This is a genomic window from Streptomyces venetus (genome assembly GCF_039540295.1).
GTDB classification, from domain to species: Bacteria; Actinomycetota; Actinomycetes; order Streptomycetales; family Streptomycetaceae; genus Streptomyces; species Streptomyces venetus.
In genome coordinates this window covers 364203-389847 of record NZ_BAABET010000003.1, presented here as the reverse complement: position 1 = coordinate 389847, position 25645 = coordinate 364203, and the positions used below count along the sequence as shown (strand labels likewise).

At 72.2% G+C, this 25645-nt stretch carries 22 protein-coding genes and 1 pseudogene; 9 read left to right on the top strand and 14 right to left on the bottom strand.

What is annotated here, in order from left to right; all coding sequences use genetic code 11:
- Positions 1–143 precede the first annotated feature (143 nt).
- Positions 144–1349 (top strand): NAD(P)/FAD-dependent oxidoreductase, encoded by a 1206-nt coding sequence (locus ABEA82_RS11595; protein WP_345661701.1) that lies wholly within the window; start codon positions 144–146, stop codon positions 1347–1349.
- 203 nt (positions 1350–1552) lie between these two features.
- Here ABEA82_RS11595 and ABEA82_RS11590 read toward each other — a convergent pair whose 3' ends face one another.
- The gene (locus tag ABEA82_RS11590; RefSeq protein ID WP_345661317.1) at positions 1553–3205 is read right to left on the bottom strand and encodes an alpha/beta hydrolase; all 1653 of its coding nucleotides are present in this window, start codon (positions 3203–3205) and stop codon (positions 1553–1555) included.
- Between the two features lie 221 nt (positions 3206–3426).
- Here ABEA82_RS11590 and pip point away from each other — a divergent pair, with 221 nt between their 5' ends.
- On the top strand, positions 3427–4395 hold the full coding sequence (pip, locus tag ABEA82_RS11585) for a prolyl aminopeptidase (RefSeq protein WP_345661316.1): 969 nt from the start codon (positions 3427–3429) through the stop codon (positions 4393–4395).
- On the opposite strand, the gene ABEA82_RS11580 is transcribed toward pip, so the two are convergent.
- Entirely contained in the window at positions 4388–7480 is a 3093-nt protein-coding gene (locus tag ABEA82_RS11580; protein WP_345661315.1) for a tetratricopeptide repeat protein, read from the bottom strand. The genes pip and ABEA82_RS11580 overlap by 8 nt on opposite strands.
- Before the next feature lie 123 nt (positions 7481–7603).
- Positions 7604–7726, bottom strand: coding sequence for a hypothetical protein (locus tag ABEA82_RS11575; RefSeq protein ID WP_276327084.1), 123 nt, complete (start codon positions 7724–7726; stop codon positions 7604–7606).
- A 409-nt stretch (positions 7727–8135) separates the two neighbouring features.
- Between ABEA82_RS11575 and ABEA82_RS11570 the strand changes: the two genes are divergently transcribed.
- On the top strand, positions 8136–9074 hold the full coding sequence (locus tag ABEA82_RS11570) for an amidohydrolase family protein (RefSeq protein WP_345661314.1): 939 nt from the start codon (positions 8136–8138) through the stop codon (positions 9072–9074).
- 27 nt (positions 9075–9101) lie between these two features.
- Here the strand turns inward: ABEA82_RS11570 and ABEA82_RS11565 are convergent, their stop codons facing one another.
- Positions 9102–9497: a VOC family protein gene (locus ABEA82_RS11565; protein ID WP_423652695.1), complete on the bottom strand. Its 396-nt coding sequence runs from the start codon at positions 9495–9497 to the stop codon at positions 9102–9104.
- Positions 9498–9555: 58 nt separating this feature from the next.
- Here ABEA82_RS11565 and ABEA82_RS11560 point away from each other — a divergent pair, with 58 nt between their 5' ends.
- Positions 9556–9939, top strand: coding sequence for a hypothetical protein (locus ABEA82_RS11560; RefSeq protein ID WP_345661312.1), 384 nt, complete (start codon positions 9556–9558; stop codon positions 9937–9939).
- 143 nt (positions 9940–10082) lie between these two features.
- Here ABEA82_RS11560 and ABEA82_RS11555 read toward each other — a convergent pair whose 3' ends face one another.
- On the bottom strand, positions 10083–12137 hold the full coding sequence (locus tag ABEA82_RS11555; protein ID WP_345661311.1) for an RICIN domain-containing protein: 2055 nt from the start codon (positions 12135–12137) through the stop codon (positions 10083–10085).
- A gap of 288 nt (positions 12138–12425) precedes the next feature.
- Between ABEA82_RS11555 and ABEA82_RS11550 the strand changes: the two genes are divergently transcribed.
- Complete coding sequence (locus tag ABEA82_RS11550; protein ID WP_345661310.1) at positions 12426–13415, top strand: LacI family DNA-binding transcriptional regulator; 990 nt, start codon at positions 12426–12428, stop codon at positions 13413–13415.
- 96 nt (positions 13416–13511) lie between these two features.
- Here the strand turns inward: ABEA82_RS11550 and ABEA82_RS11545 are convergent, their stop codons facing one another.
- Genes ABEA82_RS11545 through ABEA82_RS11535 form a run of 3 tightly spaced genes read right to left on the bottom strand, consistent with a single transcriptional unit; the run spans position 13512 to position 14713 of the window.
- Positions 13512–13862, bottom strand: coding sequence for a helix-turn-helix domain-containing protein (locus ABEA82_RS11545; RefSeq protein ID WP_345661309.1), 351 nt, complete (start codon positions 13860–13862; stop codon positions 13512–13514).
- Positions 13863–13871: 9 nt separating this feature from the next.
- Entirely contained in the window at positions 13872–14081 is a 210-nt protein-coding gene (locus tag ABEA82_RS11540) for a type II toxin-antitoxin system RelE/ParE family toxin (protein WP_345661308.1), read from the bottom strand.
- Between the two features lie 11 nt (positions 14082–14092).
- Entirely contained in the window at positions 14093–14713 is a 621-nt protein-coding gene (locus ABEA82_RS11535) for a TetR/AcrR family transcriptional regulator (protein ID WP_345661306.1), read from the bottom strand.
- 157 nt (positions 14714–14870) lie between these two features.
- Between ABEA82_RS11535 and ABEA82_RS11530 the strand changes: the two genes are divergently transcribed.
- From ABEA82_RS11530 to ABEA82_RS11520, 3 genes are all read left to right on the top strand, one after another.
- Positions 14871–15641, top strand: coding sequence for an SDR family NAD(P)-dependent oxidoreductase (locus ABEA82_RS11530; RefSeq protein WP_345661305.1), 771 nt, complete (start codon positions 14871–14873; stop codon positions 15639–15641).
- 61 nt (positions 15642–15702) lie between these two features.
- On the top strand, positions 15703–17511 hold the full coding sequence (locus tag ABEA82_RS11525; protein WP_345661303.1) for a flavin-containing monooxygenase: 1809 nt from the start codon (positions 15703–15705) through the stop codon (positions 17509–17511).
- Positions 17508–19115, top strand: a complete 1608-nt coding sequence (locus ABEA82_RS11520; RefSeq protein ID WP_345661302.1) for an SMP-30/gluconolactonase/LRE family protein — start codon at positions 17508–17510, stop codon at positions 19113–19115. The genes ABEA82_RS11525 and ABEA82_RS11520 overlap by 4 nt, the downstream gene beginning before the upstream one ends.
- A gap of 206 nt (positions 19116–19321) precedes the next feature.
- Here the strand turns inward: ABEA82_RS11520 and ABEA82_RS11515 are convergent, their stop codons facing one another.
- Both ABEA82_RS11515 and ABEA82_RS11510 read right to left on the bottom strand, forming a co-directional pair.
- Positions 19322–20770: a DEAD/DEAH box helicase gene (locus ABEA82_RS11515; RefSeq protein ID WP_345661301.1), complete on the bottom strand. Its 1449-nt coding sequence runs from the start codon at positions 20768–20770 to the stop codon at positions 19322–19324.
- Between the two features lie 150 nt (positions 20771–20920).
- Entirely contained in the window at positions 20921–21124 is a 204-nt protein-coding gene (locus ABEA82_RS11510) for a cold-shock protein (RefSeq protein ID WP_003991681.1), read from the bottom strand.
- Positions 21125–21411: 287 nt separating this feature from the next.
- On the opposite strand from ABEA82_RS11510, the pseudogene ABEA82_RS11505 reads away from it, so the two are divergent.
- A pseudogene (locus ABEA82_RS11505) lies at positions 21412–22071 on the top strand (MMPL family transporter); the annotation flags it as partial.
- 24 nt (positions 22072–22095) lie between these two features.
- Here ABEA82_RS11505 and ABEA82_RS11500 read toward each other — a convergent pair.
- From ABEA82_RS11500 to ABEA82_RS11485, 4 genes are all read right to left on the bottom strand, one after another.
- Positions 22096–23283: a serine hydrolase domain-containing protein gene (locus ABEA82_RS11500; protein WP_345661300.1), complete on the bottom strand. Its 1188-nt coding sequence runs from the start codon at positions 23281–23283 to the stop codon at positions 22096–22098.
- A gap of 95 nt (positions 23284–23378) precedes the next feature.
- Positions 23379–24092 (bottom strand): response regulator transcription factor, encoded by a 714-nt coding sequence (locus ABEA82_RS11495; protein ID WP_345661299.1) that lies wholly within the window; start codon positions 24090–24092, stop codon positions 23379–23381.
- Positions 24089–25264: a sensor histidine kinase gene (locus ABEA82_RS11490; protein WP_345661298.1), complete on the bottom strand. Its 1176-nt coding sequence runs from the start codon at positions 25262–25264 to the stop codon at positions 24089–24091. The genes ABEA82_RS11495 and ABEA82_RS11490 overlap by 4 nt, the downstream gene beginning before the upstream one ends.
- A gap of 56 nt (positions 25265–25320) precedes the next feature.
- Complete coding sequence (locus ABEA82_RS11485) at positions 25321–25641, bottom strand: GYD domain-containing protein (protein WP_345661297.1); 321 nt, start codon at positions 25639–25641, stop codon at positions 25321–25323.
- Positions 25642–25645: the final 4 nt, after the last annotated feature.

Sequence of the window (25645 nt, the reverse complement as noted above, 5' to 3'; positions counted from 1 at the left end):
CCCGCCCGGTGGTCGGCGGGGTGGGTGACGGTTCGTGCGGAGAGACGAGGCGGCCGGGCGGCGGGTTGTAAAGAGATGGCAAAGTCCGGTCGCCGTCCCGAAGCCGGAGCGACTCGGTGCCGCACGCTCTGTCCCGGGACCCGATGTGTGAACGGCGTAGAAAGGACGGCCCGTTGACCCCCTCGCCCGTCTTCTCCACCGTCCCCCGCACCGCCGACGTCGTGATCATCGGCGGGGGTGTGATGGGTACGAGCATCGCCTTCCACCTCGCCGAGGCCGGGGTGCGGAACATCGTCGTCGTGGAACGCGGCGAGCTGGGCCGGGGCAGCTCCGGCAAACCGATCGGCGGCGTACGGGCGCACTTCTCCGACCCGCTCAACATCGAACTGGGCCACCGCAGCCTGCGCGCCTTCCACGACTTCCCGGAACGCCCGGGCGCCGACATCCGCCTCGACACCGTCGGCTACCTCTTCCTGCTGACCACCGAGCAGCAGGCCACCGACTTCGAGGCCGCCGTCCGGCTGCAGAACTCCCTCGGCGTCCCCAGCCGTATGACCGGGCCGGACGAAGCACGCCGGCTGTGCCCGTACGTCAGCACCGAGGGGCTGGTGGCCGCCGCCCACTCGCCCGCCGACGGCCACGCCCGGCCCGCCCTGGTCGTCCAGGGCTACGCCCGTGCGGCGGCCCGGGCCGGGGCCGTCCTCGCCACACATACGGCTGTCACCGGCCTCGACACCACCGGTGACCGGATCACAGCCGTCCACACCGACCGCGGGCGGATCGACTGCGCCACGGTCGTCTGCGCCGCCGGTGCCTGGTCGGCACGGATCGGCGACCTGGCCGGAGTTCCGCTCCCCGTGCGGCCGGTCCGCCGCCAACTGGCCTTCACCGTCCCGCTCACGCCCCCCGCCCCGCGCATCCCCTTCACGATCGACTTCTCGTCCTCGGCGTACTTCCACAACAGCGACGACGGCCTCCTGTTCGGCCTGGCCGACCCCGCCGAGCCGGACGGCTTCGACACCACCTGGACCCCTCGGTGGCTGGAGCTCTTCCACGAGGTCGCACGCCACCGCGCCCCCGCCCTCGCCGGCATGGAGACGGCGGGCGGCTGGGCCGGGCTCTACGAGGTCACGCCCGACCACAACGCGCTCATCGGCCGCTCGGGCGAGATCGTCAACTTCCTCTACGCCACCGGGTTCTCCGGCCACGGCTTCCTCCAGGCCCCGGCGGTCGGCGAGATCGTCCGCGACCTGTACCTGGAGCGCACACCCTGCGTCGACGTCGGCCCGCTCAGCGCCGACCGCTTCCGGGAAGGGTCGGCGATCCGGCCCGAGTCGCACGTCGTCTGAGCGACGGAACCAGCAGCGAAGTCGTCAGCAGACGTGAGGCCTCACGGCCTCCGCAGCAGCCCCCGTCGCACAGACATTGAATTCATGCCCAAAAGCGTTGCTGACCCGGACAGTTGGTACGAGCCGGAGCCGCCCGGGTACGGGAACACCCCGGGTGCCGGGCCTGGTGCGGCCCGGCAGCCGGGGTGCCGTGGAGCGGTCGGTCAGCGCATGTCGCCGAGGCGTTCGAGCCGGTCGCTGACGCCGTGGCGGAGCTCGCCGAGTGTGATGCCGGGCGGTGCCGTCTTCGGTGTGGCGGACGGCGGCTGGGTCTCGTCGGCGCACGTCGTGCCGTGCGCCGGGACCTCCAGGTCGACGAGGTAGTCCGTGACGGCGTCCGTCGCGCAGACGCTGCGCCCGAACGCGGTGTGCCCCTCGGCCCTGAAGGTGAGCAGCCGGGCGTTGTCCAGCTGCCGGGACAGGGCAACCGCGTCCTGGTACGGGGTGTCCGGGTCACCGGTGGTGCCGAGGACCAGGATCGGTGCGGAACCCTTGGCGCGGAAGGAACCGTCGTAGCGGCTGACCTTCTCGGCGGGCCACTGGGCGCAGGCGGTGGCGTGCTGGTGGTCGTAGAGCGGCGGGCCGTAGGCGAGGGCCGGTCCGAGCAGCGGCGCGGCCTTCGCGAAGGAGGTCACCTTCCGCTTCATCAGGGCCGGGTCACGCGGGTAGTCCTTGTCGACGCACTCGACGACCACGTTCGGGTTGAGGAAGTCGTAGCTCGCCGCCGACGGCGGCCGGAGCAGGAACGAGGTGTTGTCGCGCTGCTGGGCCTTGTGCAGGGCCTCGCCGAGGGAGGGCCAGATGACCTTGCCCGCGTTGATGTTGAACAGGAGGCGGTAGACGAGGGTGTAGCCGTTCGCCTGGCCGCCGTTCGCGGTCGGTACGGGGCTGGCGTCCAGGTCGGCCTTGAGCTGCTGGAACGCGGCCCGGGGGTCGCCGTCGCCGAACCCGCACGTGGCCTGGTCCGCCGCGCACCAGTCGAGGAAGCGGCTCATCGCGCCGTCCAGGGCCAGGTACTGGGGCCGATCGTAGGCGTAGGGCTTGTTCGCGTAGTGCTCCGGGTCGTACGCGCCGTCGAGCACCAGGGCACGCACCCGGTCGGGGAAGAGGGCGGCGTAGACGGTGCCTATGTAGCTGCCGAACGACCGCCCGTAGTAGGTGAGCTGGTTCTCCCCGAGGGCCTGGCGCAGCAGGTCGATGTCGCGGGCCACGTACTCGGTGCCCACGTACGGCAGCAGCCCACCCGCGTTGTCCTGGCAGGCCTGGTCGAACGCGGCGGCCTGGCGCACGGCGGGCTCGTAGGCGTCCGGGCCGGGGACGCCCTTCGCGGCGGTGATCGCCTGGGTGTACGTCTGGTCGTTCCAGCACTCGACCTGCGAACTGCGCCCGACACCGCGGACGTCGTACCCGAAGACGTCGAAGGAGTCGCGCACGGAGGCCGGCAGGCCGGCGTAGTTGCCGCGCACGAAGTCCACACCGGAGTTGCCGGGCCCGCCGGGCTGGAGGAAGAGGGTGCCCTTCTTCTTCGCCTGGTCCGGGGCCTTCTTGCGGATCACGGCGAGGGTGAGGGTCCTGCCCTGCGGATCGCGGTAGTCCAGGGGCACTTGGGCGTCGGCGCACTCGAAGCCGCCCTGGCAGTCGGACCAGGAGAGGGACGGCACGGCCGGCTGCCCCGTCTCCGGGTCCTGCTGGGCGGCCATCGCCTGGACTCCGGTGCCGGCGACGGCGAAGGAGACGGCGGCGGCGAGGGCGATCCTCAGCCGTGGGAAACGTCTGCGGGTGCCGGTCCGGCCTGGTCTGTGCTCGCGTGTGGTCACTGTGTGGGTTCCCCTCGGGCGCGTGCGCTGCGGCGTACTGCCGATGCGGTCGAGTTGGTTGAAGTCTCCAGCTCGCTTGGGAGGGAAGAGGGGAGGGAGCAACCTCGTGGTTGCATTTCGACGCGATCTCTCCATGACCCGGCGGTAGTTGCCGTGGTGTTCACAGGGGAGGCAGGCTCGAGCCAGGTGCTGTCACCGATCTGCTGGAGGGTGCGTCGGACATGGCCGGACTCCATCCCCCCGTCGAGCCGTACGAGCACGGCATGCTCGACGTCGGCGACGGCAACCACGTGTACTGGGAGACCTGCGGGAATCCCGAGGGCAAGCCCGCCCTCGTGCTGCACGGTGGGCCGGGGTCCGGCGCGGGCCCGTTCTGGCGCCGGCTCTTCGACCCGTCCGCGTACCGCATCGTGCTGTTCGACCAGCGCGGGTGCGGCCGGAGCACACCGGACGCCGCCGACCCGCGGACCTCGCTCGCGGCCAACACCACCGCCCATCTCATCGCCGACATCGAGACGCTGCGGCAGCACCTCGGCATCGGCAAGTGGCTGGTTCTCGGCGGCTCCTGGGGCGTGACCCTCGCGCTCGCCTACGCGGAACAGCATCCCGGGCGCGTGTCGGAGCTGGTGCTCTTCAGCGTCACCAACACCACGCGCCGCGAGGTGGAGTGGGTCACCCGGGACATGGGGCGGATCTTCCCGGAGGAGTGGGCCCGGTTCCGCGACACGGTCCCCGAGCCGGAGCGCGACGGCAGCCTGGTCGACGCGTACGCGCGGATGCTCGACGACCAGGACCCGGCCGTGCGGGAGCGGGCCGCGCGCGAATGGTGCCGGTGGGAGGACGTGCACGTGTCCACCCACCCCGGGCACAGGCCCGACCCCCGTTACGAGGACCCGCGCTTCCGGCTGCGCTTCGCCCGCCTCGTCACGCACTACTGGCGGCACGCCGGCTTCCTGGAGGACGGGGCGCTGCTGCGGGACGCCGGGAAGCTCACCGGCATCCCCGGCGTGATGATCCATGGACGGCTGGACATCAGCGGGCCGCCGGACGTGGCCTGGCGGCTGGCACAGGTGTGGCCGGACGCGGAGCTCGTGCTGATCGGTGCGGAGGGGCACGGGCTGTCCGGGGACGCCACGACGGACGCGGTGCTGAGGGCGACGGACCGCTTCCGGCCCCGTCCTGTCATGTGACGCGCTCGGCGAGGCGGGGCATCGGCCTCTCCGGCGACTCGATGTGCCAGGGCCCCGACAGGTCGCCGTCGGCGGTGAGGCCGTAGCGGGGGAGGGTCTCCCAGTCAGGGTCCGTGCGGGCGCGCAGCCGCGCCAGGTGGGGGAGCGCGCCGTCGTATCCCGCGTCGATCGCGGCCCGGTGGAGGCGGTCGGCGTCGGCCGACAGGCCCGTTTCGGCGTACATGCAGGCGAGTTCGCACAGTGCCTCCACATGCCCGGCGCAGGCGGCCGCGCGGGCGTGGTCCTCCGCCGCGTCATGATCACCGGCCTGGTGCTTCAGACGGACCAGCTCCCGCAGGGCCTGGGTCTGTCCCTGGTCGGCCGCGTGCTGGTAGAGCCGCTCCGCGTCCGCCTTCCTGCCGTCCGACTCCCAGAGCCAGGCCAGTTGCAGCAGCACCTTGCCGCCCCCGGCCGTGGCGAGGAACTCGGCACCCTCGCTGTCACCGGTCTTCTCCCGGCGCAGGACGAACTCGTTGAGCACCCGGCCGTCACCGGCCCCGGCCGCCTGGAGGACGAGGGCTTCGGCCCCGTGCTTGTCCCCGGCCTTCTCCCGTAACCGGGCGAGCAGCACGAGCGCACCCGAGTTGCCCGCACGGTAGGCGGTCTGCGCCAGACGCTCGGCGCCCTGGCGGTCGCTGGAGTTCTCGCGCAGCCACGACAGTTCGAGCAGGGCGAAGGTGCTGCCGCCGTCGGCGGCGCTGCACGCCATCCGCTCCGCCTCCTCGCCGGCCCCCTCCTCCTCCTTCAGCAGGGCGAGATGGGCCAGCGCGTCCGTACTGCCCCGCTCGGCCGCCCTGCGGTAGAGCCGCAGCGCGGCCTGCCGGTCGCCGGCCTTCTCCCGCAGCCGGGCCAGCTCGGTCAGGGCGAACATGCTGCCCCGGTCCACGGCCGAGCGCAGAAACCGCTCGGCCTCCTCGTTCTCCCCCCACCTGCGCATCAGCCGGGCGAGCTCGGTCAGGGCGAAGATGCTGCCCGAGCCGGCGGCGAGGTCGAGCGCCCGTGCCGCGCCCTCGCGGTCCCCGGCCTGCCGTCGCATCCCGGCCAGCCTGATGGCGGGACGCACCTTCCCACGCCCGGCCGCCGCCAGCACCAGATGCTCCGCCGCCTCCCCGTCCCCGGCCTTCTCCCGCATGCCCGCCAGTTCGGACAGCGCGTACGTGCTGCCCGTCTGGTTCAGGGCCAGGAACGCGAGCGATTCCGCCCCCTCTCGATCCCCCACCTCTTCCCGGGACCGGGCCAGCCCCGCGAACGTCCTGATCTTCCCCCTGGCCGCGGCGTTCCTCGTCAGCCGCTGCGCCCCCTCCTCGTCGCCGGCCTCCTGCCGCAGCCGGGCCAGCCGGGTCAGTGCCGTGCTGTCGCCCTGGTTGGCGGCCTCGTGGGCCAGTTCCTCCGCCCGGCCCGGTTCGCCCGTGGTCTCGCGCAGCCGTACGAGTTCCCAGCGCGCCAGACGGTCGTCGTGCCACGCGGCCTCGTAGAGCTCCTTGGCCGTCGTCGTGTCTCCCACGCCCTCGGCCAGCCCGGCCAGTTCGGGCCGCACCTCGGTGTTCCCGGCCCGCAGGGCCCGCTCGTAGAGCGCCGCCGCGACCTTGCGGCGTCCCCTCCGCTGGGCGGCACGGGCCAGCGCGACGGTGTCGTCGGTGCCGAGGCTGTGCCGGACCGCAGCGTCCCAGAAGGAGGCCGGAGGACACACGAGCCGGCGCTCCACCCGCCCGTGCTGTTCGAGGTAGTCCGCCAGCCGGTACGCCCCGCCCGCCTCGTCGCCGAGCGGAACCGGCGTCAGCGGTCCCGGTACGCCGTGGCACGGCATCGCGCAGTACGCCAGGGCCTTGTCCAGCCAGCCGCTGCCCCGCAGGACGAGCTCCCGGTCCTTCAGATAGCCCTCGGCCGCTTCGGCGAGGAGCGCGTGCGGCAGTACGGGACCGTGGCCGAGCCTGCGGCAGTCCATCGCCGCGTGGACCAGGGCCTGTTCCGCGGGCGGCGCGCACTGGTAGCGCCGCATGAGCTCCGGGACACCGGCGAGGAACTGCGTGATCTCCCCGTCGGCCGCCCCCGCCAGGGCGCTGGCCAGCCGCGGATCGTCGTGTGCCTTCCGGCGGGCCTGCCGCAGGTCGCTCTCCGAGAACGCCTTCGGCACCGCGATGCACCGGCCGAGATCGGTGAGGAGCTTGCGCTGCTGCTCGAACCGGTCGTCCGCGCCGGTGGCCGAGGGCGAGGTCAGCAGTTCCCAGAACCTCGGCCAGACGGTGGCGAGCACCAGGATCGGACCCCGGCGCCGGTCGGTCAGGGCCGAGCGCAGGCCCGCGGCGATGCCCTCGGCGGTCCTCGCGTCCGGGGACAGGAGGTAGTGCTGCGCCTCGTTCAGCCAGATCACCGTCTGCGGGCCGACCTCCGCCAGGTGCACGAGCGCGGCGTCCGGACGGCTCGGATCGAACGGGTGCCACACGCGCCACCCGGGCGGCAGCCGCCGCAGCGCCTCCCAGCAGGCGCGGGTCTTCCCGGTCGAGGACTCACCGACCACCGTGACGAGCAGACTCTCACCGTCGATCGCCCGGTCCACGAGGGCGCCCAGCTCCGTGTCGTGATCCCTGAGGACGTAGGTGGGAAGACTGGGCAGCGGCCGCTCCCCCGGCACGCTGATCGCCCGGTGCACCTCCAGGGCGAACGGGTCGACGTCGGCCAGGGGGACCCCCAGGGGCTCGGCGAAGTGAGCGGCGAGCCACATCCGCCGTACCCGCTTCTCCACCTCGCCCGGATTCCGGTCCGTCTCGCGAGCGAGCAGGAGGGCCACCGAGACGACGTCCGCCTGGCTCGTGGGGAGTTCCCTCGACCCGATGATCCGGTGAATGGTCGCCTTCGAAGGGCTGCCCGGGAAGGAGTCGTCGTTCCCGATCAGGGCCGCCATCCGGTGTGCCGGCGGCGCCCCGGCCTCCACATAGAGCAGGTAGACGTAGTCCTTCAAGTCCCGCAGTGGGGCCGGCGTCACGCCCAGGGGCTGCGGAATCCGCCGCTGGCTCCCTTGCCGCGAACCACTCGTGTGACTGGTCATCGAAGCATCCTTGCCTATGGGAACCGCCGCCCGCCCGGACAGTCCCGGATTCGGCGACGGTGTGAAGCATGCGCCGAATCGCCCTGGGGCGGTCCGCGCGGAACGGCACGGCGGGGCGGGCCCTCAGGACAGCAGCACCTTGAAGGTCTCACTGGTGGCCGCCCCGGCGACGGCGGAGACGAGGCTGCCCAGCAGGATCCCCATCAGGGTCAGTCGCTCACGGCGGTTCAGCGGGCGTCGGGGCACGGCGGATCTCCCGTCTCGGTGCGAACGGCCGGCGGGCGGCCGGCCACGATCTACTTTCGCGGACATGGAAGGGAGGTGGACGAGTTGAGACGAGACGGCGACGGGGGGCGACGGAGGGGAGGAGCTTGCCCGGGTGGGACGTAGCCCGGAGGGGGTTCGGCTCGGCACCGGTCTCCAGGAACATGTTCGCGAGCTGACCGCCGACGCCTCGGGTACGCGGGACCCAGGAGGTCTCTCCCTCTGGCGGCGTACGGTGGCAGCGTGGCAAGCGATGCGTGGCGTCGTCACGGACGTGCGTGCCGGAACCGTGACGCCTCCTGCGCACCGGCGGGTCCGGGTGACGGATCCCTCACACCCCCCTCGCGCCGGGGTGTGGACTCGCCCCCGCACCCGGGCGATCGTGGGCGGCATGGACGATCACCGCGAGGCACCTGCCGACCCTGCCGGTTCCCCAGAGTCCACCCACGCTACGAGCGCGGAGGCCGACGAGATCCGCCGCTTCTGGGGCCGGCTCGGTCTGCCCGGGCTGGTCGACGTGCACACGCACTTCATGCCCGAGCGGGTGCTGCACAAGGTGTGGGGCTACTTCGACGCGCTCGGGACGCTGACCGGGGGTCTCGAGTGGCCGATCACCTACCGGCAGGAGGAGGCCGAACGGGCGGGCATCCTGCGGGAGTTCGGGGTGCGGGCCTTCACCGCGATGCTGTACCCGCACAAGCCGGGCATGGCCCGCTGGCTGAACGGCTGGGCGGTCGACTTCGCCGCGCGTACCCCCGACTGTCTGCACACGGCCACCCTCTACCCCGAGCCGGGCGTCGAGGCCTACGTTCAGGAGGCCGTCGAAGCGGGTGCGCGGGTCTTCAAGGCGCATGTGCAGGTGGGGGCGTACGACCCGGCCGACGAACTGCTCCAGCCGGCGTGGGGGCTGCTGGCCGAGGCCGGGATCCCGGTGGTGATCCACTGCGGCTCCGGGCCGGCGCCCGGCAAGCACACCGGCCCCGAGCCGATCGCCCGAGTGCTGTCCCGGCACCCCCGGCTGCGGCTGGTCTTCGCCCACATGGGGATGCCCGAGTACGAGGAGTTCCTCGACCTCGCCGAGCGGTACACGCAGGTGCGGCTGGACACGACGATGGCGTTCACCGACTTCTCCGAGAAGCTCGCCCCGTTCCCGCCTGCGGCCCTGCCCCGGCTGGCCGACCTCGGCGACCGCGTCCTGCTCGGCTCGGACTTCCCCAACATCCCCTATCCGTACCTGCATCAGCTGCACGCGCTGGAGCGGCTGGGCCTCGGCGAGGCGTGGCTGCGGGCGGTGTGCCACGACAACGCAGCGGAGTTGTTCGGGCTTTGAGGGTTCTGCGGCCTGTGAGGGCGGGGGTCACGAGGACAGCGCGGCCCGCTCCGACTCGGCCAGCAGCACGCAGAACTCGTTGCCCTCCGGGTCGGCGAGCACGACCCAGCCCCGGCCGTCGGGCTTGCGACGGTCGTCGACCAGGGACGCCCCCAGCCCCAGCAGCCGCTCGACCTCCGCCTCCCGCGAGGTGTCCGGGCGCAGACAGAGGTGAAGCCTGTTCTTCACCGACTTCGGCTCCGGAACCTCGTTGAAGTACAGGGCCGGGCCGCCGGGCAGCATGACCTCGGTCTCCTTGTCGCCGGGCTGGTCCTCGGGATGCAGTGGCTGCCCGGTCACTTCGCTCCAGAACAACGCCAGTCGATAGGCGTTCGCACAGTCGATCGCAATGTTCTCCACCTTTGACGTCACGCGGGCGATCATCGACGAGAGGCGCTTCGACCGCCACCGGAATACGGTGCATACCGAGGGGGCGAGAGACATGAGCAGTGGATCGGTCGGCCAGTGGTACGTGCTGGTGGAGGCCAACGAATCTCACGGTGGTGACAACACGTGGGATCTCACGGACAAGGTGCACGTCGAGGGAGGAAGGGAGGAGGCCCTCGCTCGGGCTCAGGAGATGAGCCTGTCCCTCGTGCCGGGAAGGACCGACACCGAGAAGTACGGGCGCACCGTGTTCCGGACCTCGGAGACCACTTGGCTGGTGGAGGTGACCTACTCGTTCTGGTACGACGGCTGGGACCATCCCTCCACGGGTTCGAGCCACTTCCGGATCTCCGTCGCGGAGCTGGTGGCCGTGCGGGAGACACCTCCCGCCGAGCCACCCCGGAAGGGCTGGGTGAACCGGATGATCAACCGCGGTTAGTCCGCCCGTCGGGGAACACCGGCACCAGCGCCGGAACAGGGCAGTGCCCGCCCGGGGCTCGCAGCGCGACGCCCCCGCCTGCCGTCACCGTGAGGCGGCGGCAGGCGGGGGCGTCGTAGAGGCGCGTGCGCGGTGGCGAAGGGCTAGCCGCCCGTCACCTCCGTCACCTTCCAGCGCTGGTTGGCCCCGGAGTTCGGCTGCCATACGCCCACACTCGCGCCGTCGTTCGTGGACTGGCCCGAGACGTCCGGGAGCCGGCCGGTGGCGGCGTTGACGAGGGTCCAGGTGCCGTCGCCGGTCGAGGACATGATCCATTCGGTGGCGGCGTCGCGGCGGCCCTCGTCCGGCTCGGCGACCAGCGCGCCGTCACGGATGGCCAGACGCTTGTCGGTGGCGGTCTCCGTGAGGACGTACCGCTTGCGGTTGTCCTGGCCGCGGACCTGCTCGACCCGCCACTGCTGACCGGCCGGGTCGGTCGCGTTCGCGCTCCTGATGACCAGGCCCGTCCCGTTGCCGGCGATGGTGAGATCCTTGCCGCTCTGGGCGCCGGTCAGCCGGTACGTGTGGCCCTTGCGCAGCTCGGCCGCGTCCTCGGCGACCCCCGAGACGCCCTTGACGAGGAAGGACGTCACCGACTGGGCGGGCACGGTGAGCGTGGCCTGCTTGCCGCTGACCGGCACGGCCTTCCGCTTCTCCAGCTTGCCGTCGGCGCTGGTCACCACCGGGGTGACGGTGGCACGCGAGGAGACGCGGCCGAACTTCGACAGGTCGAGGGTGACCTCACGGGCCTCGGTGGTGCTGTTGACGTGCACGACGGTCGCCGCGTCGCCCTTGCGGGAGATCGCCGCGGTGCTGGACGTGTCGTCCGTCTTGATCAGCCGGTCGCCGGGCTTGATGTAGTGGGTGAAGTTGCGGGCCGTGTCGAACTTGGTGTTCGTGTAGACCGGGCAGGACTTCAGGGTGTCCTTGGAGGTGCAGCTGAACGGGAGCTGGATCTCGCCCCAGTTGCCGCCCTTCGCGGACTCGCCGCCCGGCTTCATGTTGTCGTAGTCCTCGACCGGCTGCCAGAACACCCAGGCCTTGGGCTCCAGTTCACGCAGGTCGTCGACCATGCGCTGGGCGAGGCCCAGCCCCGGCCGCATGTCCGTGAAGCTCTGGCCGTCGCCCCAGTCGCCCTCGACCTCGCTCATCCACAGCGGCTTGTCGGCGGCCTTGGCCAGGTCGCGGACGGTGGTGCGCTGACCGGTGCCGTAGGTGTGGACGTTCATCTGGCCGACCAGGTCGCGGACCTCCTGCGGGTAGGAGTTCCAGTTCGTCGCGAACGTGCCGGGGTTCGTCTCGTCCATCGCGGATATCTCCGCGTCCGACCGGGACTTCTTCAGGACCGGGGCCAGCGCGCGGATCACCTTCTGCTGGAGCTCGGGGCCGATGTGGGCGCCCTCCTGGCGGCCGCCGGTCGGCTCTCCGTCGGGGCCGAGCTTGGTGCCCCAGTAGTCGGTGTTCGGCTCGTTGAACGGGTCCAGCGTGTCGACCTTGATGCCGTGCGCCTTCTCCAGCCGCTCGGTCGCGCCCACCAGGTACTTGGCGAAGTCGTCGACGGAGTCGGTCTTCAGCTGGTCCTTGCCGGCGTCGAAGTTGCCGGAGACGTAGCCGCTCTCGGTCATGAACCAGGGCGGCGAGTTGCTGAAGGTCTCCCAGTGGGTGATGTCCTTCTTGATGCGGTCGACCCACCAGCGCTGGGTGTTGTCGGCGTTCTTGTTCCAGTCGGCCGGGTCGTCCGCGTCCCACCAGTCGACGTCCTCGCGGGTCGTCCCCGCCGGGGCCTTCCACCAGCCCTCGACCGCGCCGCCGGCCCGCAGGTAGTCCTTGACGTCGGGTGCGTTGCCGCCGCCGATGTTGTAGCGGGCGATGTTCAGGTTGAGACCGTCGTCGCCGAACAGGAGCTTGTAGAGCTTCTCGCGGATCGCGGGCGGGTAGTCGCCGGTGGCGTTGGCGAACCAGACCAGGCTCGTGCCCCAGCCCTCGAACTTCTCCCCCGAGTAGGAGGGGTCCGGCCGGACGGTGACCCCGGCGGCCGCGGCCCGGGCCGGCTCGGCGTGCGCGGCGGGCAGGGTCGTCGTGGCCAGGAGGGTTCCGGTCGCCACGGCGGTGACGCCGATGGCCCCGAGGAGCCTTCTCTTACGGGTGCGGTGTGCCATCTCGAGTACTCCAGCTCTTCTGCGTGCCGCGCGTCCCGGCGGGCGCAGAGATCGGGGCTACGTGGTGCGACCGGTACGGATTTGATGCCTTCTCATACGGTTTGGGCTAGGCAATGTTTACGTAAACATCCACTGGCGGGATGTCTACACTGTCCGAATCTCGGGGGTCAAGGAGTCGTTCCGGACCGAAATGCAGAGGGGCAGGTGGGCGCAGTGGACGGCGAGAGCGAACCGATGGGCACGAGCCGTACGAGAAGGCGGGGGGACCGGCCCCGGCAGGGCGCCTCCATGGCCGACGTCGCCCGCCTCGCCGGTGTCTCCTCCCAGACGGTCTCCCGCGTCTCCAACGGCTTCGCCGGCGTCACGGAGGAGACCCGCCGCCAGGTCCTGGACGCCATGCGCGAACTGGGCTACCGCCCCAACAGCGCGGCCCGGGCCCTCAGACGCGGCGAGTTCCGCACGCTCGGCGTGATCACCTTCTCGCTCTCCACCATGGGCAACATCCGCACCCTGGAGGCCATCGCCACCTCCGCCGCCCAGCACGGCTACGCCGTGACGCTGCTGCCCGTCGCCGTCCCCACCCAGGACGAGGTGAACGGCGCCTTCTCCCGCCTCGGCGAACTCGCCGTGGACGCCGTCATCGTCATCATGGAGATCCATCTGCTGGACGCGGCGACGGTCTCACTCCCGCCCGGCGTACAGGTCGTGGTGGCCGACTCGGACGCCGGCGACCGCTACACCGTCGTCGACACCGACCAGGCGGGCGGCGCCCGGGACGCCGTACGGCACCTGCTGGACCTCGGCCACGAGACGGTATGGCACCTGGCCGGCCCGGAGGGCTCCTTCGCCGCCCAGCGCCGCGCCAACGCCTGGCGGGACACGCTGACCGAGGCGGGCCGGGTCCCGCCGCCCCTGGTCCGGGGCGACTGGTCGGCCGAGTCCGGCTACCGGGCCGGTCTGCGGCTGGCCGACGAGCCGGACTGCACGGCGGTGTTCACGGCCAACGACCAGATGGCCCTGGGCCTGCTCCGGGCCCTGCACGAACGCGGCCTGCGCGTCCCCGGCGACATCAGCGTCGTCGGCTTCGACGACATCCCCGAGTCGGCGTCCTTCCTGCCACCCCTCACGACCATCCACCAGGACTTCGCCGAGGTGGGACGGCTGTGCGTGGAAGGGGTCCTGAGCAAGATGCGGCAGGACGGGGTGGAACACGGCACGACGCTGGTGCCTACGCGGGTGGTGGTGCGGGAGAGCACGGCGTCACCGCCGGGGCGGTGAGGAAAATGGGCGGGCGCGGCGACTGGGCCGGAACCACCGCGGGCGGCCAGCCCTCCGGACGGTGCGCTCCGGCACACCTCTCCAAGCCTCCCGGTGCTACGCCGCCGCGCTGCCCTTGTCGCCACTTGCCGGCATCCGCAGTGTGTGGTCACCGAAGTCGGCGACGAGGTCCAGTCTGCCGCCGAGTGCCTCGACGTAGCGCGCGATGACATCAAGCGCGGCGACCTCGCCGTGCTCGATCTGGGACACCCGAGCGACGCTCACTCCCATGCGGGTGGCCACGTCCCTCTGTGCCAGCCCGTACTGCTTGCGCGTCTCGGCGAGTTGATGCCCACGGGCTTCCGCGAGCAGACGGCGCGAGCCGGCTTCCACCTCGGCGGGGTCCACACCGGCCGAGTACAGCTCCTGCTCCAGGGTCTCCCAGTCCTGTGGGGCCTTCTTGGGCATGCCTACTCCTCACTCCTCTGTGGCGCCGGTGTAGTCGCGATAGAGCTGTTCGGCAAGAAGAATGTTGTCGCGGTACCAGCGATTCCAGTTTCCTGCCTTGTCGCCGCCGATGAGCGGCAGAGCGGAACGCGTCGGATCAAAGGCGAAAATGATCCGGAGCTCGGACCCCGGGGTGCCCCTGAAGCCGTAGGCGCCGCCCCGCCGGAGCGGGACGGGCACAGGAACCCTCGTCAGGACTTCGTCACGGCGCTCACCAGCCGCAACGCCCGCGTGACCGTCTCCGTGAAGGACGGCCCGGTCTCCCGGTCGGGGCGCAGGGCCCAGTCCTCCACGCCGATGCGCATCGCGGTGTTCAGTACGCCCGCCTCCACGCGGACCGCGAGATCATCCGCGGGCCGGCCCGTGCGGTCGGCGATCATCGCGGCGAACGCCGCCTCCGCGTCGTAGTGCGCCTCCAGCCACACCGCGCGCAGCCCCGGCTCGTCACGGCAGAGCCGCAGCAGGTCGCCGAGGGTGCTCAGGCGCGGTGTGGCGTCGGCGTCGTGCTGGATGCCGAGGATCGCCTCGGCGAGGGAGTCGTGGTCGGCCGCGCGCTCCCGCAGGCGTTCCGCCAGCAGCTCCAGACCCGTGGTGAGCAGGGGGCGTACGCACTCCTCCTTGGAGCGGAAGTACCGCCACAGCGTGCGCGTCGACACCCCGGACGCGGAGGCGATGTCCTCCGCGGTGACCGCCGCCACGCCCTTGGCGGCGAAGAGCCGGACCGCCTCCTCGGCGATCTCCATCCGCGTCTCGGCGCGTCGCCGCTCCGTCAGCGGTGGCCGCCCCGTGGCTCCACCTGCTCGTCCGGCCATGCGCCCTCCTCGGCTTGCCGTGCTCACCCTATTTTACGTCACGGTATGTCTGAGTGGCGCGAAACGACCTCTTGGCACGTCGCGTCTTTATGTCGCACTGAGACAAAAACCAGTACTGTGCCTGACGCCGGGTCAACGCGACGAGCGGAGAAACGCCATGAGTGGCACGGGTCTGTCGGGCAAGAGCGTCATCGTCACCGGAGCCGCCTCCGGCATCGGCCGCGCCACCGCGCTGCGGTTCGCCGCGGAGGGGGCGCGGGTCGTGGTCGCCGACCTGAACGCGGAGGGGGCCAAGAGCGTCGTGGACGCCATCGAGTCCGCGGGCGGCACGGCCGTCGCCGTCACGGGCGATCTGAGCGACAGCGCGGTCGTCGACGCGGTCGTGGCCGCCGCGGTCGGCACCTTCGGCGGCATCGACGTCCTGGTCAACAACGCGGGTGTCATGGACAGCATGTCCGCCGCCGCGGACGTCACCGACGCCGAGTGGGAGCGGGTCCTGCGGATCAACCTCACGGCACCGTTCCTGCTGACGCGGGCCGCCCTGCCGCACATGATCGGGGCCGGCGGCGGCGCCATCGTCACCACCGCCTCCGAGGCGTCGCTGCGCGGCAGCGCGGCCGGGACGGCCTACACCGTCTCCAAGCACGGTGTCCTCGGGCTCACCCGCTCCCTCGCGGTGATGTACCGGGACCAGGGCATCCGCGCCAACGCCATAGCCCCGGGCGGCACCGCCACCGACATCACCGCCGACGTCCACATCGACGGGGAGGCGCACGGACCGGCCGTCGTCGGGCGGCACTTCGTCAACATGGGCCGCATCTGCGAACCGGAGGAGCAGGCCGCCGCCATCGTCTACCTCGCCTCCGACGCGGCGAGCGGTGTCAACGGCGTGATCCTGCCCGTGGACAACGCCTGGGCCGCGGTCTGACCGACGTAGTCCCACCGACCTCCGCGAGAGCCACGAGAGCCACGAGAGGAAGAGGACACCCATGTCCACCCCCCACACCCCCCTGCCGCCCCTGGGCTTCGACCCGGACGCCCTGCGCGAGCGGTACCGGGCCGAGCGCGACCGGCGGATCCGGCCGGACGGCAACCGTCAGTACCGGCGCACCACCGGCGAGTTCGGCCACTTCGACGAGGACCCGCACGCCGGTCCCGGACCCACCACCCGGGAGCCCCTGCACGACCACGTCGACGTGGTCGTCGTCGGCGGCGGGTTCGGCGGGCTGCTGGCCGGTGCCCGGCTGCGCCAGGCGGGCCTGGAGGGCGTCCGGATCATCGAGAAGGGCGGCGACTTCGGCGGCACCTGGTACTGGAACCGCTACCCGGGCATCCACTGCGACATCGAGTCGTACGTCTACATGCCGCTGCTGGAGGAGCTCGGCTACGTCCCGAAGTGGAAGTACGCGCCGGGCGAGGAGATCAGGGAGCACGCCCAGGCGATCGCACGGCACTTCGGCCTCTACGACGACGCCTGCTTCGGCACGCAGGTGACCGAACTCCGCTTCGACGAGGGCGAGTCCGTGTGGGTCGTCACGACGGACCGCGGCGACCGTATGACCGCCCGCCACGTCGTCGTGGCCACCGGGCTGCTCAGCCAGCCCAAACTGCCCGGCATCGAAGGCATCGAGACCTTCAAGGGCCACATGTTCCACACCAGCCGCTGGGACTACGACTACACCGGCGGCGACGCGAACGGCGGCCTCACGGGGCTCGCCGACAAGCGCGTCGCCCTCATCGGCACCGGCGCCACCGCCATCCAGGTCGTACCGCACCTGGGCCGGGACGCCCAGCACCTGTACGTGTTCCAGCGCACCCCGTCCTCCGTGGACGTACGCGGACAGCGCCCCACCGACCCCGAGTGGGCCGGTTCGCTGCGGCCCGGCTGGGCGCGGGCCCGGCGGGACAACTTCCTCGCGGTCGTCACGGGCGGCGCGGCCGACGAGGACCTGGTGGCCGACGGCTGGACCAGCAGCGCCCGCCTCCAGCAGAAACTGATCCCCACCAACAGCTACGACTCCCTCACGCCCGAGGAGCGCGAACGCCTGGAGGAGATCGCCGACTTCCAGAAGATGAACGAGCTGCGGGCCCGGGTGGACGCCGTCGTCGACGACCCGGTGACCGCCGAGGCCCTCAAGCCCTGGTACCGCTACATGTGCAAGCGGCCCACCTTCAGCGACGCCTACCTGGAGACCTTCAACCGGCCCGATGTCACCCTCGTGGACACGGCCGACCACGGGGGAGTGGAGCGCATCACCGAGCACGCCGTCGTGGTCGGGGGCAAGGAGTACGAGGTCGACTGCGTCGTCTTCGGCACCGGCTTCGAGGTCGGCGTCTCGGGGCTGCTGTCCGGGCGGCTCCCGGCCTACGGCAGGGGCGGCACCGCCCTGCTGGACGCCTGGAAGCAGACCGGCCCGAGAACCCTGCACGGCTTCTACAGCCGGGGCTTCCCCAACCTGTTCATGCTCGGCTCGGTGCAGAGCGCCAGCTCCGTGAACTACGTCCACGTGCTGGACGAACAGGCGAGCCACGTCGCCGAGGTGATCGCCGAGGCACGCCGGCGCGGGGTCCGGTGCGTGGAACCGACCGCCGAGGCGGAGGCCGCCTGGGGGGCCACGATCCGGGAGAAGTCGGTGGACCTGTACCGGTTCCAGTCCGAGTGCACCCCCGGCTACTACAACGGCGAGGGCATGCCGAGACCGCGCAGCGAGTCCTACGGCGACGGCCCGATCGCGTTCTACGAGCTGATCCGGCGCTGGCGTGCGGAGGGCGGCATGGCCGAGGTGCTGGGCTCATGACGGGGCGTGCGAGCAGGCACGAACCGAGTGGGGTGCGCGGCGCCCACTGGCAGGCCCGCCGCCTCAACTCCCCCAACCCGCTGTGGGGTTCGAACGGGGTGGCGTTCGGCCCCGACGGGCGGCTGTACGTGGCGCAGTTCCTCGCCGGGCAGATCAGCGCCGTGGACCCGGCCACCGGGGACGTCGAGGTGGTCGTGGCGCAGGACGGCCCGGTCCAGTCGCCCGACGACCTGGCCTTCGGGGCGGACGGGTCGATGTACATCGCCGACCTGGTCCCCGGCCGGGTGTGGCGGCGCGGCCCCGAGGGCGCGTACAGCCTGGTCTCCGACGAGGTGAAGGTGCCCAACGGGATCACCTGCGTCGGCGACCGGCTCTTCGTCAACGAGATGAGGATGAACGGCCGGCTGCTGGAGCTCTTCCCGGAGGGCGGCGACCCGGTCGTGCTCACCGACGGGCTGGCCTTCGGCAACGCGATGCAGCTGGGCCCCGACGGCTGCCTCTACTACCCGCACATGATCAGCAGGCAGGTCTGGCGCATACCCCCCGACGGCGGGGTGCCCGAGGTCGTCGCCGAGGACGTGCACGACCCGGTCGCGGTCCGCTTCGACCTCGGCGGCGTCCTGCATGTGCTGTCACGCGGCCCGGAGGGCATCGTCACCCGCGTCGACCTGCACGGCGACGGCTCCCGCTCGCTCGTCACCAGCGGGGTCGTCGGCCTGGACAACGCCGCGTTCGACGCGGAGAACCGCATGTTCGTCTCCAGCTTCGCCAGCGGCGGCATCACGGAACTGCACCCCGACGGCCGTTCCCGCCCCGTCGTCCCGCGCGGCCTGGACGGCCCCTACGGCGTGACGGTCGACCTGGGCGGCACGGTGTACGCGGCGGACCACTACCGGGTGGCCCGCCCCGAGGAGCCGGACGGCGGCGGGTCGGGCGACGTGACCACGGAGATCCTCCAGCCCTTCGTCCACGGCATCACGGCCGACGGCGACGTCCTGCACACCACCTCACAGTTCGGCACCGTGCAGACCTACGACCCCGCCACCGGCACCACCCGGACCCGGGCGACGGGCCTGGACCAGCCCCTCGGCATCGCGGCCCGCACGGACGGCACCCTCCTCGTCGCCGAGACGGGCGCGGGCCGTGTCGTCGCCATCGACGGGACGGACACGGTCACGGTCGTGGCGGAGGGCCTGGAACACCCCGTCGACGTGGCGCTGGACGCCGACGGGCGCTGCTACGTCACCGACGACCACCGGGGAGCGGTACTCCGCCTCGACGAGGGCGAGGCGGTGCCGCTGGCGGAGGGCCTCGGCTCCCCGCAGGGCGTGACGGTCCACGGCGACGACCTGTTCACCGTGGACACCGCGCACCGCCGGCTGTGGTCGGTCTCCCTGACGACGGGCCGGACCCGCGTCGAGGCCGAGGACCTGGCCGTCGGCCTCCCCCCGGGCACCACCCCCGGCCCGGCTCCCGCGCTCTTCACCCACGGGCTGCCCGGCGTGGCCGCCCGGTTCGCCGGACTCACCGCCACCCCGGACGGCTCCCTGCTCCTGTCGTCGAACGGCGAGGGCACGGTGGTGCGGCTGTCGCCGAACGGGTAGGGGGCGTCCGCAGATTCTGCGCGATGTACGGCCGCCGGTTCGGCGACCGCGGCACCGCGCCGGGGCTGATCCCGCCTGCCCCGTGACGCCCGGCACGCTTCCCCGAGCTCTCCGGGCAGGGAGGCACCCCCACTCGCGTCGGCCGCCGCCGGGCCCCCGGACGGACGCCGCGACCGTGCGGACACCGCCCAGGACCTGAGAACGGCTCAGCGGCGGCGGCCCCGGGGCGGCCTGCCGCGCCGGCCGCCCCGGGCGGCACCCGTGCGGGCGGGGCGGGACTCGGCGGGCGGCGGGGCGATGACGACGGGCACGCCCGAGGGCGCCTGCGCACCGGTGATGCGGCTCAGCTCGGGCTCGCCCGAACGGACCCGGGTGACCTGCGGCGTGATGCCGGCGTCGGCCATCAGCCGGGTCATCTCGCGGCGCTGGTGGGGCAGGACCAGCGTCACGACCGTGCCGGACTCGCCGGCGCGGGCGGTACGGCCGCCCCGGTGCAGATAGTCCTTGTGGTCGCCCGGCGGGTCCACGTTGACGACGAGGTCGAGGTTGTCGACGTGGATGCCGCGGGCGGCGACGTTGGTCGCCACCAGGACCGTGACCTCGCCGTCCTTGAACCGGGCCAGGGTGCGGGTGCGCTGCGACTGGGACTTCCCGCCGTGCAGGGCCGAGGCGCGCACCCCGACCGCCAGCAGCTTCTTGGCCAGCCGGTCGGCGGCGTGCTTGGTGTCGAGGAACATGATCACGCGTCCGTCGCGGGCGGCGATCTGTGTCGTGGTGGCGTGCTTGTCGTCGTCCTCCACGTGCAGCAGGTGGTGCTCCATCGTGGTGACCGCGCCCGCGGACGGGTCGACCGAGTGCACGACGGGATCGTGGAGGTAGGCGCGGACCAGACGGTCGACGTTGCGGTCCAGGGTGGCCGAGAACAGCATCCGCTGGCCGCCGGGGGCGACCTGGTCGAGCAGCGCGGTCACCTGCGGCATGAAGCCCATGTCGGTCATCTGGTCGGCCTCGTCGAGCACCGTGATGGCGACCCGGTCCAGACGGCAGTCGCCGCGGTCTATGAGGTCCTTGAGCCGGCCGGGCGTCGCGACGACGACCTCCGCGCCGGAGTGCAGCGCGTTCGCCTGGCGGCCGATCGACATGCCGCCGACCACCGTGGTGAGCCGCAGGCGCAGCGCGCGGGCGAACGGGGTGAGGGCGTCGGTGACCTGCTGGGCCAGTTCCCGCGTGGGGACGAGGACGAGCGCCAGGGGCTGCCGGGACTCGGCCCGCTGCCCCGCGGTACGGGCCAGCAGGGCGAGACCGAAGGCGAGCGTCTTGCCCGACCCGGTGCGCCCGCGGCCCAGCACGTCCCGCCCGGCCAGCGAGTTCGGCAGCGTGGCCGCCTGGATCGGGAACGGCGTGGTCACGCCCTCGGCGCTCAGCGCGGTCAGCAGCCGTTCGGGCAGGCCGAGGTCGGCGAACGCCTCGACGGCGGGGAGCGCCGGGGTGATGGTGGCCGGCGGTGCGAACTCCTGCCCGGCGGCGGGGCGCCGCCCGCCGCGACCGCCGCCCGCCGGACGGGAGGCGGTGCCTCCGCCGCCGGCCTTGCGGGACCGGAAACCGTTGTTACGGGAGTGGGACGAGCCGTTGTTCCTGCGAGCCGTGCGGTCCATGGGGAACCTTCCTCGATGCGGCACGTGTCGGGGAATGCGCGGCGGCGCCGCAGAGCCGCAGGATTCGCAAGAGTGAGCCGGAAAAGAATGAAACGAGCCGAGGCCCGCACCGCTAGGGTGCGGGCCCCGGTCAGGGCATGCGCGTCCGCGTCAGGCGGGAACGATGTTCTCGGCCTGCGGGCCCTTCTGGCCCTGCGTGACGTCGAAGGTCACCTTCTGGCCTTCCTGGAGCTCACGGAAGCCGGAGGTGGCGATGTTCGAGTAGTGGGCGAACACGTCCGGACCGCCACCCTCCTGCTCGATGAAGCCGAAGCCCTTTTCCGAGTTGAACCACTTCACGGTGCCGGTAGCCATATGAATCTCCCTTGAGGGCAGTACTCAGGGCCCGCACCTTGCGGACCCGTAGTCGCCGCATTGATCACCCTACGGAGAGATCCGAGAAACCTCGGAAACAAAAAAGAGTGCTCGTCGACAAAGGTCGAAGAGCACTCGAAGTCTCTGGGAACCAAAACTGCAACAGCAGCGAAGGTAGCACAGGTCGGGTCGGAAGGCTCGGGAATCTCGTACCCGAGGTGGACCTGGCGGCGGCTCGTACTGCGATCTCAGTAGTCCGGATTGTCGGCAGCCGCACGACGACGGGAGGGGCCCGGGTCGTGTTCATCGCGCCGGGCGGCGAGAAGGTGACGGCGGCCGGGAACAAGCAGGCCATCGAGAAGGCCGTGGCGGGTCTCGGCGACGGCACGCAGGTCGCGAGCGCCGTCGACCCGTTCCAGGCGAAGACCATCAGCAAGGACGGGTCCACCGCGTTCGCGACCGTCACCTACAAGGTCGGTTCCAAGGATCTCACCGACGCCGGCCGCACCCACCTGGAGCGGGCCGTCGACCAGGCCCGGGACGCCGGTCTGACCGTCGAGACGGGCGGCTCCTCGCTGGGCGACGACGCCGGGCCCGGTGGCATGGCCGAGGTGATCGGCGTCGCGATCGCCGCCGTGGTGCTCCTCGTCACCTTCGGGTCCCTGGCCGCGGCCGGGCTGCCCCTGCTGACCGCCGTCATCGGCGTCGGTGTGAGCATGGCCACGATCCTCGCGCTGTCCTCCGCCCTCGGCCTGTCCACGACCACCGGCACCCTGGCGATGATGCTGGGCCTCGCCGTCGGCATCGACTACGCGCTGTTCGTCGTCTCCCGCTACCGGGAGGAGCGCGCCAAGGGGCGGGTGCCGCAGGAGGCGGCCGCACTCGCCGTCGGCACGGCCGGGTCGGCGGTCGTGTTCGCCTACCAGACGGGTCTGGTGCGGGCGGCTCCGCCGGGGACGTGAGGGCGACGGTCACGGCCGGCCGAACGCCGCCACCATGAGGCTCTCCGCGACCTTGTTCATGTCCTGGCCCTTGGCGTCCGTGGCGTTGACGCTGTAGACGAGGGTGCGGGAGCCGTCGCGGGTGGCGGCGACGGCCGCGTTGTATCCCCAGCGTCCGCCCGTCTTGCCCCACACCTCGCGGCCGCCCAGCACCTTCATCGACAGGCCGACGGAGTACGCGGCCGGCTTCCCCGTTCTGAAGTCGGCCACCTCCGGCAGCGTGAACATCTCCTCCAGCAGCGGCCCGCGCACCACCCGCCCCGCGAACAGCGCCTGGGTGAACCGCTCCAGGTCCGCCGTCGTCGAGACGATGTCACCGGCCGCCCAGCCGTCCGTCGCCCCCCACACGGACACGTCACGCAGCCCGGTCGTGCCGTCGTCCAGCCGCATCCGCTGGTAGCCGTGGTTGTGCGGCCCGACGATGCGCGGGTTGGTCCCCGGGAAGCAAGTGCCGGACAGCTCCAGCGGCTTCAGCACCCGCCGGGCGACCTGACGCGCGTAGGAGTCACCGGTGACGCGCTCGATGAGCAGTCCGGCGATCGTGTACCCGATGTTCAGGTAGTGCTGGCGCTCGCCCGGCGCGAACTCGCGCTCCTTCGACGTGGCCGAGCGGACCATGTCCTCGGGGTCGTAGAGACGGAAGCGGTTCGCGTACGCCTCCTCGACGGTGGTCCCGGGGAAGTCGGGGGCCGGGATGCCGTGCGTGTGGTTGAGCAACTGCCGGACGGTGACGCCCGCGTACGACGCCGGGATCAGCTCCGGCAGGTACGAGCGGGCGCTGCGGTCGAGGTCCAGCTCACCCTCGGCGGCCAGTTGCAGGGCGACCGCCGCGGTGAAGACCTTGGTCACGGAACCGGCGCGGAACCGGGCGTCCGGGTCGGCCGGGCGGTTGCTCCGCAGGTCGTGCACGCCGGAACTGCCGCGCCAGACGCCCTCGCGACCGCCGACGCGTACGAGGGCGGCGGTGGCGTCGTCGCTGGGCAGCCCGGCGATGGCCGCTTCGAGGGCGGGGCGGGGGTCGTCCGGGGCCGGTTCGGACGCCGCGGTGGCCGAGCGGGAGGCCGGGGCGTGCGCGCCGGCCGGCAGGACCGACGGGCCGGCGACGATCCCCACGACGAGCAGGGCGGCCAGCAGACTGCCACGGGCCGTGTTCTTCATGGTCAACTCCGTTGGTGCGAGCCGTTGTTGTGGACGGCTCCATCCTCCGGACCTGGGACGTCGCGCGGATCGCCCCGACAGGCGGTTCCGGGCGCTCAGTTCCTCGCCGACGTGGGGGAGGAACCGGCCCGGGGCGCTCCCCCGGGCGGGGGATCCCCGGCAGCGACCAGGCCGGTCTCGTACGCGCAGACCACGGCCTGGATCCGGTCCCGCAGTCCCAGCTTGGCCAGCACGTTGCCGACGTGCGTCTTCACCGTGTGGTCGCTGACCACCAGCTCGGCGGCGATCTCGGCGTTCGACAGGCCCCGCGCGAGCAGCAGCAGCGTCTCGCGCTCCCGCCCGGTCAGCACGTCCAGCCGGGGATCGGGCCGACGCGGCCGGGCGGCGGCGGGCCGGGTGTACTGCTCCACCAGCCGCCGGGCCACGGACGGCGCGAGCAGTGCGTCGCCCTGGGCGACGACCCGTACGGCGTGCACGAGGTCGTCCCGGCGTACGTCCTTGAGCAGGAAGCCGCTCGCGCCCGCGTGCAGCGCGTCGTACACGTACTCGTCGGAGTCGAAGGTCGTGAGCATCACGCACCGGCAGCCGCCGCTGCCACTGATCTCCCGGCAGGCCTCGATGCCGTCCCTGCGCGGCATCCGGACGTCGAGCAGCGCCACGTCGGCCGCGTGCCGCCGCACCGCCTCGACGGCCGCGTCCCCGTCGCCCACCTCCGCGACGACCTCGATGTCCGGCTGGACGTCCAGGATCAGGGCGAAGCCGCTGCGCACCAGCTCCTGGTCGTCGGCCACGACCACCCGGATCGTCACCGCGCCGCCTCCACCGGGGCCGGCACCGGCAGCCGGACCAGCACCTCGAATCCCTGCCCGTCGGCTCCCCGCCCGGTCATCGCGCTCCCCCCGTGTGCCGCGGCCCGCTCCCGGATCCCGGCCAGCCCGTGGCCGCTCCCGCCGGAACCGGGCTGCGGTCCCCGTCCGTCGTCCGTCACCCGGACACTCAAGTCGTCGTCCCCGTAGGTCAGGCGCACGGCCACGGTACGGGCGCCCGCGTGCCGGACGGTATTGGTCAGGGCTTCCTGGACGACCCGGAAGACGGTCGCCGCGACCGCCCCAGGCAACGGCCGGACGGCCCCGGCCGTCCCGTACCGCACGTCGAGTCCACCGGCCCGCACCCGTTCGAGCAGGTCGGGCAGGTCCGCGAGCCCCGGCTGCGGTGCACGCGGGGCGGCGCCCGCGTCCTCGTCGCCGCCGTCCCGCAGCACCCCGAGCATCTGCCGCAACTGCGCCATGGCGTCCCGCCCGGCCGCCGAGATGGCGTCGAAGGCGGCCTCGGCCCGCTCCGGCGCGGCCCGCACCGCCACCGGCCCGGCCTCCGCCTGGACGATCATCAGGCTCACCGCGTGGGACAGGATGTCGTGCATCTCCCGGGCGATCCTGGCCCGTTCCCGCGCGGCGGCCTGCTCGGCCTCGACCCGGTTCGCGCGCTGCCGGGCGTCGGTGAGCCGCCCGAAGCCGTAGGCGGCCGCGAACACGAAGAGGGAGAAGGTCAGTTCACGGGCGGACCGGGTGTTGAGCCACACCCCCACGGGCACGGCGACCAGCAGCACGGCCCCGGTGGCCAGCCGCTTGCGGGCCGAGGACAGCGCGGCGATCGTGTAGACGACCACCAGCCCGGTGTAGGGCAACGGCTGCCCGGGCCCGTCCAGGGTGAACCGGTACAGCGCGCTGGTGGCCAGCACTCCGGACAGCGCGGCGACGGGGGCGCGCCGCCGCCAGACCAGGGGCACCACGGTGAGGGTGCTCAGCCCGTAGGCACCCCAGGTCGCGGGCGGTGCCTCGGCCGCCCGCGGCACGAGGAACGGCATGGTCATCGCGGCCTGCACGAGAAGCGCGAGTCCGATGTCGACGACCAGGGGATTGGCCGCGCCCAGCGCCCGGCCGCGCTCCCACCACACTCTCAAGTCCCCGCGTGTTCCCCCCACGCGACCACACGGTAACGGGCGGGCCGGGCCGACGCGGCCGGATCACCGTCCCCGCTTCACGCCCCCGCGGCCCGGAAGCTGACCTCCCGGCGGACGGCCTCGTCGATCTCGTCGAGGGTGACCAGCGGCGTCGCCCGGGTCTGCACGGTCCCGCTGGCCTTGACGGTGAGGCTGACCGCGGCCATGGAAACGGCGTCGGGGAAGTCGACGATCATCACGAGATCGTCCGCCCCGAAGGTGAAGTACATCGCCTCGACCCGGCCCCCGAGCCCGGAGACGACCTGCTCGACGGCCTCCCGCCGCCCACTCGCCCCTTCCTTGAGCAGACCCTTGGTGCCTTCGCTGGTGTAGCTGGCCTGGATGAGGAACTTCGGCATGGCT

Coding starts and splice junctions, on each gene's coding strand:
- ABEA82_RS11595 (WP_345661701.1), top strand. CDS start 144: ATGTGTGAACGGCGTAGAAAGGACGGCCCGTTGACCCCCTCGCCCGTC.
- pip (WP_345661316.1), top strand. CDS start 3,427: ATGGCCGGACTCCATCCCCCCGTCGAGCCGTACGAGCACGGCATGCTC.
- ABEA82_RS11580 (WP_345661315.1), bottom strand. CDS start 7,480: ATGACCAGTCACACGAGTGGTTCGCGGCAAGGGAGCCAGCGGCGGATT.
- ABEA82_RS11570 (WP_345661314.1), top strand. CDS start 8,136: ATGGACGATCACCGCGAGGCACCTGCCGACCCTGCCGGTTCCCCAGAG.
- ABEA82_RS11565 (WP_423652695.1), bottom strand. CDS start 9,497: ATGATCGCCCGCGTGACGTCAAAGGTGGAGAACATTGCGATCGACTGT.
- ABEA82_RS11560 (WP_345661312.1), top strand. CDS start 9,556: ATGAGCAGTGGATCGGTCGGCCAGTGGTACGTGCTGGTGGAGGCCAAC.
- ABEA82_RS11555 (WP_345661311.1), bottom strand. CDS start 12,137: ATGGCACACCGCACCCGTAAGAGAAGGCTCCTCGGGGCCATCGGCGTC.
- ABEA82_RS11550 (WP_345661310.1), top strand. CDS start 12,426: ATGGCCGACGTCGCCCGCCTCGCCGGTGTCTCCTCCCAGACGGTCTCC.
- ABEA82_RS11545 (WP_345661309.1), bottom strand. CDS start 13,862: ATGCCCAAGAAGGCCCCACAGGACTGGGAGACCCTGGAGCAGGAGCTG.
- ABEA82_RS11535 (WP_345661306.1), bottom strand. CDS start 14,713: ATGGCCGGACGAGCAGGTGGAGCCACGGGGCGGCCACCGCTGACGGAG.
- ABEA82_RS11530 (WP_345661305.1), top strand. CDS start 14,871: ATGAGTGGCACGGGTCTGTCGGGCAAGAGCGTCATCGTCACCGGAGCC.
- ABEA82_RS11525 (WP_345661303.1), top strand. CDS start 15,703: ATGTCCACCCCCCACACCCCCCTGCCGCCCCTGGGCTTCGACCCGGAC.
- ABEA82_RS11520 (WP_345661302.1), top strand. CDS start 17,508: ATGACGGGGCGTGCGAGCAGGCACGAACCGAGTGGGGTGCGCGGCGCC.
- ABEA82_RS11515 (WP_345661301.1), bottom strand. CDS start 20,770: ATGGACCGCACGGCTCGCAGGAACAACGGCTCGTCCCACTCCCGTAAC.
- ABEA82_RS11510 (WP_003991681.1), bottom strand. CDS start 21,124: ATGGCTACCGGCACCGTGAAGTGGTTCAACTCGGAAAAGGGCTTCGGC.
- ABEA82_RS11500 (WP_345661300.1), bottom strand. CDS start 23,283: ATGAAGAACACGGCCCGTGGCAGTCTGCTGGCCGCCCTGCTCGTCGTG.
- ABEA82_RS11485 (WP_345661297.1), bottom strand. CDS start 25,641: ATGCCGAAGTTCCTCATCCAGGCCAGCTACACCAGCGAAGGCACCAAG.